A 10,858-nucleotide genomic window follows, 5' to 3' on the forward strand; every position below is an offset into this window, starting at 1 on the left:
CATCCGTGCGACCCAGCCGGCGCCGTGCCAGCACCGTCGCCGACGCGCTCCGCCGTCTCGACATGCCGGGCCTGCGTTACCGCCAGCTGTGCCGCCTCGGCAACGACCGTTACCGGATGACCTTCAGCCAGGCGCGCTGGCGGGGTGGCGAGACGATCGTGCGTGACCTGCAGGTGCGCCGCGACGGGCTCTGGGTCGATGCCACCGATCAGCAGGCGAGGCTCGACGAGCAGTGGGTCGTCTACCGCCACGGCGGCCCCGGACACCCGCGCTCGGAGCCGATCTGGGTGGCGTTCGACCAGGTGCAGCAGATCGGCAGCAACACGGTCGAGCTCCGGGCCGGTGACCCTGAGGTGTTCGAGCTGGTCGTGCGGTGGACGCTCGATGGTGATCACCCGGAGGCGCAACTCGTCCTGACCGCGCACGAGGCAGGCGACTACATCGTCGCCTACCAGCTGGGCGAGGCGAGCGATCTCGCCGCCGTCGATGAGGTGCTCTGCGGCGCCCAGCAGCATGCCAAGGCGGTGCTGGACGATCCGCAGCCGCGCGCTGCCTGGGAACTGTTCGCGCCGATGGCGCTCATCCAGCGAGAGGTCGACGGCGGACCGCTCACCTCGGGCCTGTTCGTGCCGTCCGAGGTGCTGGAGTTCGAGCACGAGCAGGCGCTCGGAGGCGACGACCAGCCGTTCGGCATGAGCCTGCGCAACGACTCGCTCGACATCGCGCCGACGATCTACGCGCCGCAGCCCGGGTTGCGCGCAGGGATGTCTGCCGGTGAGAGCCGGGGCTTCACCTTCGGTGTCTGTTCGGCCCCCGTGGTGCTGTACGACGCCTTCAGCTCGCTCGCACGCGATGTCTACGATGCGCGGGCGTACCGGAGCAACGTGTACGGATCCTCGCTGACCGACACCCTGCACACGATGCTGGACCTCGTGATGGTCGAGCCGGAGACCGACGACAGCGTCGACTACGTGCCCTCGTTCTCCGGCTGGTGGAGCCGCGCGAAGGGCTTCATGAACGTCGAGATCACCGATGACATCCGCGTGGCCGCTGGTGGCGTCCTGGCCTCGGCCCACCTGCTGACCTCGACAGCACCCGACGCCCCGCTCTACGACCAACGTGCGCGAGCGATGATCGAGTACCAGCTCTCGCGCGGAAGCATCGCTTACTCGCCGCTCAGCAAGCCCGGTCAGGTGGCCAACCAGCACCGGCTCGGCTACGTGGCCGGCGACGCGGTCATGCTCAACGCGCTCTACGAGCTGAGCGGCCGGCGTGCAGGAGGAATCCGGAGGCTGGGGATCGAGAGCATCGCGAAGGACGAGATCGGCCGCGACCGGCCGAGGTTCGCCGTCGAGCTCGCGGCGTACCTGCTGACCCAGGACGAGTCTCACCTCACCGCGGCGCTGCGGTTGGCGGGCGACTCCATCGAGCACGAGATCGAGGCGCCCGACACCGTGGTGGCGGCGGAGGGCAGCTTCGCGATCAGTTACAGCAGGTCGTGGCTGGACCTGGTGGTGCTGTACGAGGCCACCGGCGAGCCCGACATCCTGCTCGGCGCGCATCGGGAGGCGCAGCGCTTCATCACGCAGACGATGCTGCGTCCGGTTCCCAGCGCCGGAACGGTCACGGTGGGCCAGCCACCGGTCAAGATGCAGCAGTACGACTGGCCGGCGAACGGCCTGCCGAGCTACCCGCGGACCACGGTCCCGGTCGAGACCGTGCCGTCCTGGTATGTCTCGACGACCGGACTGACGTTCGAGCAGCTCACCACCTACAAGGTCAGCACGTCGGTGAGCACGGCGGCGGGCGGCGGGTTCGTGTTCAACCCCTGCTACGCGGGGGCACTGATGCGCCTAGGGCACTACACCGGGGACGACCTGCTGGTGGACCTCGCGCACAACATGGTGATCGGCCGGTACACGAACTACCCCGGGTACTACAGCCGCGACTTCCAGGCCATCCAGATGAAGCCAGACTTCCCGCTGCAGGGTCCGAGCGGTGTGACGGCGATCTATCCGCACCACATCCCGGCGCAGATCGGGATGACGATCGACTACCTGATCTCCGAGCACATGGTGCGTTCCGGCGGGCAGATCACGTTCCCGGGGGTTCATGAGGCGGATTACGTCTACTTCCGCTACACGCTGTTCGGTCACGCCCCCGGCAGCGTCTACGGCGAGGACGGCGTCTGGCCGTGGTTCCCGCGCGGCATCATCGAGGTCGACAACCCCGCCGTGAACTGGCTGACCGGTGTGGGCAACGACTCCCTGTACGTGAGCCTGGTCAACTCCACCGACGCCGCGCAGACCGTGATCGTCAGCCTCGCGACCGATCTGCTCGGCCTGGATGCGACCGACGTCGTCGCTATCGAGCGGCTGAGCGAGTCGGGGAGCCCGACGGCGTCGCTGGCGGCCGGGTCGATCGAGGTCACCATCGCGCCGCACGGCCTGGCCGCCATCGCGGTGCGAGACCTGCCAATCGCAGCGCCGTGGCACGGTGTGCCGGTCGAGCCAGATCACGGCGCCACCAGCTTCCATGCCCGCCCGGCCGACGCAAACCTCGGGATCGTTCGAGGACTGCTGCTTCCACAGGCTGCGGACAATGGTGGCTATGACGCCTACGTCATGGTCGACTCGCTCGAGCCGGTGACCTTCGAGCACCGCATCGACGACGGCCCGTGGGTCACCGCGCCGACGAAGGCCTACCCCCACGAGTGGACGGTCAGCGTCGCGGGGCTCGCGCACGCCTTCAGCTATCGCGTGACGCGAGGATCCTTCACGACCGATCCGGTGGTGCTCAGACTGCCCGTAGCGCAGACCGGTGCCCCCACCGACGAGGTGGTCATTGACCTCGACGTCCCCGGCACCGCCGTCGGGGGCGCGGCAATCACCATCCGCGCGACCGTGCGCAACGGGACCGCGGCCCCACTGGCGAGTACTGCCGTCGACCTCGGTCTGCCGAGCGGCTGGACTGGGGTGCCTGTCGCGACACCGACGGACCCGCTCGCCGCCGGTGGGACTGGGACGTGGAGCTTCGAGGTGTCCGTGCCGGCGGCGCAACCGACCGGTGACGTCACGCTGGGGGCCACCGCCACCTGGGCCGGAGGCACAGCAGAGGCCGAGGCCGTTCCGCTCGGCGTCCGCGACCCGCGACGTCTCGCGGGCGTCGTCGCGAGCGCGGCACGGGTGACCGAGCCCGGCCAGCAGCTCACGGTGACGGCGACGGTGAGCAACCCCGGAACCCAGTCGCTCGACATCCCGGTGACGATCACCGGGCCGGTGGGCTGGGGCATCGACGTCCCGACGACCGAGGTCAGCGTGCCCGCAGGTGACGTCGGCCGGCACACCGTGACCGTGACCGCGCCCGCCACGCTGCCATGGGGCACCACGCCACGCTTCACCGCCACGATGGACGGCCTGCGGTCGGCGAGCGTCGCCGTCCCCGTGGTCACCGAGCCGCAGGTGGTGCATGTGCAGAGCCCGTGGCCGCAGTATCAGGAGACCGGTCAGTGGCGCTTCAGCGGCCTCTCAGGGTGGAACGGCACGCGTAGCCGCTACAACCTCGACAGCCTGCTCGGGGGCACCGCACGCTGGGTGCCCGACATCCCCGAGGCCGGTCTGTACGAGATCTCTGTGTGGTACCCCGCGCACACCGTCTCGACGACGCAGGCGAGCTTCGTGGTGCGGCATGCCGGCGGCGAGCAGACGATCGTGGTCGACCAGACCAGTGATGGCAACGCCTGGCGATCGCTCGGGTACTTCGAGCTGCTCGCCGGTCGCTTCGCCGAGGTGTATCTCGAGGTGCTCGACGGCGGTACCCACCGCACCAGCGCGGTCCGGTTCCGCCCCAGCACCGAGGCGGACCTGCGGGCAGATCTGCAGGTCAGCGTCGCCGACATCGACGTGCCCGGTGGCACGACCACGATGGTGGTCGACCTCACCGCCGGCCCGGCGGCGGGCGTCGCGGGGTGCCTGTCGATAGGCGTGCCTGCAGGGTGGACCGCCGAGCCGAACGCCGTGACCATCGACCTGCCCGCCGCTGGGGCGCAGAGTATCGAGGTCGAGATCGAGGCCGCGGCGACCGCCGTCGTCGGGGACCTGCACGAGGTGACCGTCGCCCTGGGCGAGATCACCGCGACGGCGATCATCGCGGTCGGCGAGGCCGACGCAGCGAACCAGGTGATCACCGACACCGGCAGCGGGACCGCGTACACCGAGGACGGCGCGTGGGCGCAGTCGAACCTTCGCGGCTGGGACGGCGGCACGACCCGTTGGATCGCGCCGGCGACCTCCGGGACAGCGACCTGGACGCCGGCGCTCGCCGGCAGCGGCCGCTACCGGATCAGCGTGTGGTTCCCGGCCGAGATCAACAACAGCACGAGGGCGGTGTACACGATCACGCATGCCCTCGGCGAGGCGGAGGTCGAGCTCGACCAGCGTGAGGGGTCGGAGTGGATCGAGCTGGGCATCTGGGATCTCGATACGGCCACCGCAGCCGTGACGGTGACGGGTCTGGACACGGGAAGGTTGCGGGCCGACGGGGTCCGCACCGAGCTGCTGCAGGCAGCACAGAACGGGATGGAGTGTGGCACGTGACCCATGAACAGGTGCGGGCGGCGGTCGGGCGTGCGCTGGAGCTGGTCGGCTCCGACGCGCGGGCGCGGCGATGGGCGAGCGCGGAGCTGACCGTCCAGGTGGAGCCGGGGTTCGCCGTCGACCATGCCGCTGGCACCGCCCGGGTGAGCTATCACGGGCTGGCGGACGCGATGCGAGCCGCCCTGGCGCTGCAAGACCGGTCGATCGCGATCCGGGCACGACGCGCACTACCGACGCTCGGCGTGATGATCGACTGCTCACGCAACGCCGTCATGCGGGTGGAGACCCTCGAGCGGTACCTGGCGCACGTCGCCCTGCTCGGCTACACCACGTTGTACCTGTACCTCGAGGACACCTACGAGGTGCCGGGTCAGCCCTACATCGGGCACGGCCGTGGCCGCTACAGCCAGCACGAGCTGCGCCGGATCGACGACGTCGCGCACGGGTTCGGCATCGAGGTGGTGCCGGTCATCCAGACGCTCGGCCACCTGCGGCAGATCCTCAAGTGGCCGCCGTTCCACGGCATCCGCGTCGCTCCCGAGGTGGTCCGGATCGGTGACCCGGTAGCGCTTGGACTGATCCGGGAGATGATCGCGGCTGCCACAGCACCGTTGCGGTCCTCCCGCGTGCACCTCGGGCTGGACGAGGCGTTCGGCTTCTGGGAGGCGGCGCCCGACCCGCGAGACCATGTGGGCTTCTTCCTGCAGCACGTGCACGAGGTGGTAGCGATCTGCCGCGAGCTCGGAGTCCGGCCGATGATGTGGAGCGACATGCTCTTCGACGTCGAGCACGGCGCCAAGGACTACTACCGGCTCGAGCGGACGATCGCGGACGGCACCCTCGCCGCGCTCCCGCAGGACATGACGCTCGTCTACTGGGACTACTTCCACCACACCGAGGACTACTACGAGATCAAGCTCGCGCAGCACCGGCCGCTGCCGACCGTCATGGCCGGCGGGTGCGCCAGCTGGGGGCGGCTGTGGGCCAGACTGCCGGAGTCGATCACTAATGCGACTGCGTCGGTCGGCGGCGCGATCGCTGCCGGGGCCACGGAGGCGATGATCACGATGTGGGGCAACGACGGCAACGAGTGCGACTACTTCTCGTGCCTGCCCGCGCTCGCGCACGCAGCGGACCGGGCCTACGGTCTCGATGCCGCCGCCACCGACGCCGCACTGGCGGCCGTCGGCATCGACCAAGCGCTCTGGCTGACCGCCTCCCAGCTCGACGACCCGTTCGACGACACCGACCGGACCGGTGCCATCGAGCCGCCGAACCCCAGCAAGTGGCTGCTGTGGCTCGATCCATTGATCTCCTTCGGGGAGATCGGAGCGAGCGAGGAGGTCGCGCAGCGGATGGTGCGGCTCGCCGGGCAGTTGACCGTGCCGGAAACGAGCACGGGCCTGGACCGGCGCCTCGACGTGATGGCGCGCGCCAGTGAGGCGCTCGCTCTCAAGGCGCGGCTTCACGTGGCACTGCGCCCCGCGTACCTGGCGGGAGACCGGCTGGCCGGGAAACGCACCGCCACCGAGCTGCTGCCCGAGCTCGAGGACGCCGTCGCCGCATTGGAGGAGGCACACCGTACGCGCTGGGTGGCCGACAACAAGATTGTCGGATGGGAGGTGCTCGAGCGCCGCTACGCCGGGCTCCGGTCCCGCCTCGCCACCACGCGCCGGGCGCTCGGCGAGTGGAGCGAGGGCCGGGTGGATGCCATCGAGGAGCTCGAGGTCGAGCCGCTGCGCGTCGCCCCCGACACGGTCAGCGCCACGGTGCCGTGGACCGTCTTCGCGACCCCCGCGGGGATGGCGTAGGTCAGCAGCCGGTCCCTTCGGCACAGCGCACGCCCCAGCGTCCTTCATGATGGGCGTCGAGCGAACCACTCCGGAGGAGGACCCATGCGGCCCATCGTTCCCGACTACCTGACCGAGGTACTGCGAGGTGTTGAGCCGGACGTCTCGGGTGAACCGGCGGGGTACATCCCCGAGCTGGCATCGGCGGACCCCGAGCGGCTCGGGGCGGTGCTCGCCACTGTTGACGGTGAGGTCTATGGCGCCGGTGACTGCGACGTCGAGTTCACGATCCAATCGATCTCCAAGCCGTTCGTCTACGCGCTGGCACTGGCTGATCGCGGGTTCGATCCGGTCCTCGCCAAGGTCGGGGTCGAGCCATCGGGAGAGGCGTTCAACGAGATCTCCCTCGAGGGCGATACCGGGCGCCCGCGCAATCCGATGATCAACGCCGGCGCGATCACCGCGCACTCCCTCGCCGGTCCGGACAACGCGACGCCGGCCGCCCGTATCGGGCGCGTCATCCAGGGGCTGTCGGCATTCGCCGGCCGCGCGCTGGCGGTCGACGAGAGGGTGTGCGCATCCGAGATGGAGAGTGCCCACCGCAACCTTGCGCTCGGGCACCTGCTCCGCAGCTACGGGATCCTCACGGAGGACCCGAGGGCCGTCGTCGACGGTTACATCCGCCAGTGCTCAGTGCTCGTGACGGCACGAGACCTGGCGATGATGGCTGCCACGCTCGCCAACAGAGGCGTGAACCCTCTCTCGGGCGAGCAGGTGGTGGACGAAGCTGTCGTTCGTCAGGTGTTGAGCGTCATGGCCACGTGCGGCATGTACGACGCCGCAGGGGACTGGGCGACCCAGGTCGGGATACCTGCGAAGAGCGGCGTGGCCGGTGGGCTGATCGGTGCCCTCCCCGGCCAGGTGGGCATCGCCACCTTCTCCCCTCGGCTGGATGCCCACGGCAACAGCGTTCGTGGAGTGTCGCTGTTCGAGCGACTGTCCTCCGACATGGGGCTGCACGTGATGGAGGTGCCACCTGCAGCGCGTGCGGTCGTCCGTTCCAACCGCATCCGGCCAGGCGCGGTCGGGTCGACGCGAGTCTTTCGGTTACAGGGCGGGATCCGCTTCGCCGGGGCCGAGAAGATCGTGCGCGAGGTCGTGCAGACCGCACCATCGGAACCCCGGGTGGTTCTCGACATCTCACTGGTGTACTCGATCGACGACGTGTCACGACGGATGCTTCTCGAGGTCGCGCGTCGGCTGACGCTCGACGGACAGGAGGTCTACCTCGTCGATCCCGAGGTCATGGTCCCCGACCCGGACCCCGGCGACGGCGGCCGGCTCGCCGTCGTCGACGACCTCGAGCAAGCCCTCAACCACCCCGGTTGGCCAGCGCTGCGTTAGCTCAGCGGCGCTACGAAGAAGCGTCCCCAGGCGACGAACGCGGCCAGTGCGAAGAACACCAGATCGCCGAGGAAGTGGGGCCATTCGTGGCGCACGATGCGCACCGTCGCGGCGCCGGTCATGAGCAGCACGAGTCCTAGCGCGGCCAACGGCACGAGCTGGGGTGCGACACCGAGCAACGGTGGTAGCAGCAGTCCAGCGACCGCGACCAGCTTGAGGACACCGATGGTGGTGATCATCCCTGCGCTGAAGTCGTCGGCGTAGTGCTGGCCGTTCGACAGGTTGCGGAACCGGTCCTTGGACATGAGGACCATGGCCAGCCCACCGGCCAGGTACCCCACTGCGAGCAGTCCGGTCACGATCCACAAGGCGACGTTCATGAGTTCCTCCTCCTCGACAGACCCCGCGGATTCCGATGGGGTGCTGTGGACGAGACGAGGGGAGTCGTGGTTCTGTGACATCGCCATGCCCATGTCACAGAACGGACCGCTCTCTCGTCACGTGTCACACGAACCCCGATGGGAGGGATGACATGGCCAACGCGGAAGCGTTCGAGGATCTCCGACCGCTCGTGTTCTCGATCGCCTACCGGATCCTCGGCACGGTGACCGAAGCCGAGGACGCCGTGCAGGAGACCTGGTTGCGATACGACGGTGCCGACGTCGAGCCGGACTCGCTCAAGTCCTACCTGGCGACGATCGTCACGCGCACCTCGATCGACGTGCTTCGCTCGGCGCGCATGCGCCGAGAGGCCTACGTGGGACCGTGGTTCCCCGAACCGCTGCTCACCGACGCCCAACCCGACCAGCCGTCCATCGACGTGCTCTCCGGCGACCCCGCCCACGCGGCTGAGCTGGCCGACTCGGTGTCGATGGCCGCACTGCTGCTGCTCGAGCGACTCACCCCGTTGGAGCGCGCGGTCTTCGTGATGCGCGAGGTGTTCCAGTTCGGATACGACGACGTCGCGGCCGCCGTGGGCCGGTCGGAGCCAGCATGCCGCCAGCTCGCTGCCCGCGCCCGCCGACACATGGACGAGGGCAGGCCCCGCTTCGAGGCGGACCGCCGCAAGCGCGAGGAGCTCGCCGACAGGTTCTTCGACGCCTTGTCCGCCGGCGACCTCGACGGACTCCAGTCGCTGCTCGCAGCCGATGTCGCGGCCTACAACGACGGCGGCGGCCTCGCCGGGGGCGAGGGGGGCACCTTCGGCGCCGAGCGCGCAGCACGCATCCTGGTGGCATCCGTGCCGCCGCTCCTCGCGACGGGCGCCATCATGGAGCGTCGCGAGGTCAACGGCCACCCCGGCGCTGTCATGCGTGACCACCGCGGCGACATCGTGGGCACCTGGACGCTCGAGATCCTGGACGGCGCGATCATCGGGATCCGATCCATCACCTCGCCCACCAAGCTGAAGCACCTCGGACCCGTCGGAGACCTGCGTGCCACCCTGCGGCGCCGCCGCAACCGCCGCGGCCCGCGCTGACGTCGAGGCACTCCCGACGCGGTTGGAGGTGATCCGGTGCCAACTGCTGGTCCTCACACTGCCGGTCGGCCGGGCCGAAGGGTGCTCAGGTGTCAGTGCGCCAGGCGCGCAGCGACACCACGTGCGCGCACGGCGCACCATTGGTCGTGGTGACCACGAGTCTGACCGCGCTCGCGGTGACCGGCTCGTCGAACCGGTGTCGGCGGTGCCGGACCCGGTTGTCGGTGACGTCGGCGAGAACGCGGGTGCCGCCGTCGGGCATGACGGCTTCGAGGCGGTAGTCGCGCACCAGGGTGGGGATGATCTCGCGCTCGGTGGTGTGGTGGTGGAGGTTGATGAGGTCGAGGTCGACGTCGTCGTCCAGCACGAGCGTCACCTCGCCGAACTCGGCCGGCTCAGACCACGACAGCTCGAGCCGTGGCGCCGGGTCTTGAGACAGCGGTTGCGAGCTCCACAGCTGCGGGCCGCCGTACGGGCGCGCGTACCCGCCGACCACGTTCGACGCCCGGTACGCCTCGGTCCGCTCCACTCGCAGGCACGGCACCAACCGATCCTCATAGGGCTTCCACGGTCGCCACTCCTGGTTCGCGTCCGGCGGCGGGTCGTTGCGCAGCCGGTATGCGAGCAGTCCGGATGGGTAGTCCGCGGACATGTGTGCGCGCAGGCCCTCGCCGCGGATCACGATGAAGGCGTTGCACACGTCGCCACGAGGAGACCATCGCAGTGGCACGGTGACCCACTGCTTCTCGCCGTCGGGCACCGGCACCGTCATCGACTCCAGCAGCGAGTCCGGGAGGTAGTTCTGCGGCATGGAGGTCGCGTGGAGCTCGACCACCAGGTCGCGCGCGCCTTCGGAGTCGAGCAGCACCTCAAGTCCGTCGAGCTCGGGGTGCACAGGCAGCACGATTCCGAGTGGCGTGCTCAGCTCGTGCGTCGCTGCAGGCGAGTCGACGACGATCGAGGCGAGTGTCGAGGAGGTGGTGACCGCCGCCGTCAGGGCGTGATCGGCCGGGTCGGAGTGCTCCACCCCGACCACCGACGCATCCGTTCGCACCAGCGCTCGCCGCACGACCTCGAAGCTCTCGCCTGCGAGCTCCCGCGGGCTGAGGTCGTGCTGCACACCCAGCGCCGCTGCCAGCCCGGCTGCCTCGCCGATGACGGCGCAGGTCGCCATCACCCGCGTGGTCCCGAACGCGACGTGCGTGGCTGAGATGTCCCTGCCGGCCATCCACATGTTCGACACGTTCCGCGAGTACAGGCTGCGTAGGGGTATGTGATAGACGCCGTCGGAGTACCAGTGCCGCGAACCGGGCTCGCTCGCGTAGACGCCACCGGCGGGATGCAGGTCGATCGACCAGCCGCCGAACGCCACCCGGTCCTCGAACTCGGTCTGGCCGAGCACGTCGTGCTGGGTGAGCACGTGGTCCCCCACGAACCGGCGGTACTCACGCTTGCCCGGGACCGAGCCGACCCACTCGAGCGTGAGGGTGTCGGCGTCGAACTCGCCCGAGTTCTTGATGTGGTCCCAGATGCCGTAGCAGACGGCCTGCAGCTCGTCGCGGATCGCCTCGTTGTCGGTGACGACATCC

General features: G+C 69.5%; 6 protein-coding genes. 4 read left to right on the forward strand and 2 right to left on the reverse strand.

The genetic code is table 11. The annotated features are described in order from the left end of the window. The first annotated feature begins 62 nt into the window (after positions 1 to 62). From ACOJSN_RS23850 to ACOJSN_RS23860, 3 genes are all read left to right on the forward strand, one after another. Complete coding sequence (locus tag ACOJSN_RS23850) at positions 63 to 4,595, forward strand: NEW3 domain-containing protein (RefSeq protein WP_420114975.1); 4,533 nt, start codon at positions 63 to 65, stop codon at positions 4,593 to 4,595. Further along, positions 4,592 to 6,406 (forward strand): hypothetical protein, encoded by a 1,815-nt coding sequence (locus tag ACOJSN_RS23855; RefSeq protein WP_420114976.1) that lies wholly within the window; start codon positions 4,592 to 4,594, stop codon positions 6,404 to 6,406. Before ACOJSN_RS23850 ends, ACOJSN_RS23855 begins: the two co-directional genes overlap by 4 nt. Before the next feature lie 84 nt (positions 6,407 to 6,490). Then, on the forward strand, positions 6,491 to 7,789 hold the full coding sequence (locus tag ACOJSN_RS23860) for a glutaminase (protein ID WP_420114977.1): 1,299 nt from the start codon (positions 6,491 to 6,493) through the stop codon (positions 7,787 to 7,789). Here ACOJSN_RS23860 and ACOJSN_RS23865 read toward each other — a convergent pair. Next, positions 7,786 to 8,169, reverse strand: coding sequence for a DoxX family protein (locus ACOJSN_RS23865; RefSeq protein WP_420114978.1), 384 nt, complete (start codon positions 8,167 to 8,169; stop codon positions 7,786 to 7,788). The two genes, ACOJSN_RS23860 and ACOJSN_RS23865, sit on opposite strands and share 4 nt — an antisense overlap. A 152-nt stretch (positions 8,170 to 8,321) precedes the next feature. Between ACOJSN_RS23865 and sigJ the strand changes: the two genes are divergently transcribed. Beyond that, entirely contained in the window at positions 8,322 to 9,269 is a 948-nt protein-coding gene (sigJ, locus tag ACOJSN_RS23870) for an RNA polymerase sigma factor SigJ (protein WP_420114979.1), read from the forward strand. 85 nt (positions 9,270 to 9,354) lie between these two features. On the opposite strand, the gene ACOJSN_RS23875 is transcribed toward sigJ, so the two are convergent. Further along, a partial coding sequence (locus ACOJSN_RS23875; protein WP_420114980.1) for an FAD-dependent oxidoreductase occupies positions 9,355 to 10,858 on the reverse strand: 1,504 nt, incomplete at its 5' end.

The organism is Pseudactinotalea sp. (assembly GCF_048594945.1).
Lineage (GTDB): Bacteria > Actinomycetota > Actinomycetes > Actinomycetales > Beutenbergiaceae > Pseudactinotalea.

What these genes read in the sequence shown, in the direction of transcription:
- ACOJSN_RS23850 (WP_420114975.1), top strand. Translation starts at nt 63, where the DNA reads ATGCCGGGCCTGCGTTACCGCCAGCTGTGCCGCCTCGGCAACGACCGT.
- ACOJSN_RS23860 (WP_420114977.1), top strand. Translation starts at nt 6,491, where the DNA reads ATGCGGCCCATCGTTCCCGACTACCTGACCGAGGTACTGCGAGGTGTT.
- ACOJSN_RS23865 (WP_420114978.1), bottom strand. Translation starts at nt 8,169, where the DNA reads ATGAACGTCGCCTTGTGGATCGTGACCGGACTGCTCGCAGTGGGGTAC.
- sigJ (WP_420114979.1), top strand. Translation starts at nt 8,322, where the DNA reads ATGGCCAACGCGGAAGCGTTCGAGGATCTCCGACCGCTCGTGTTCTCG.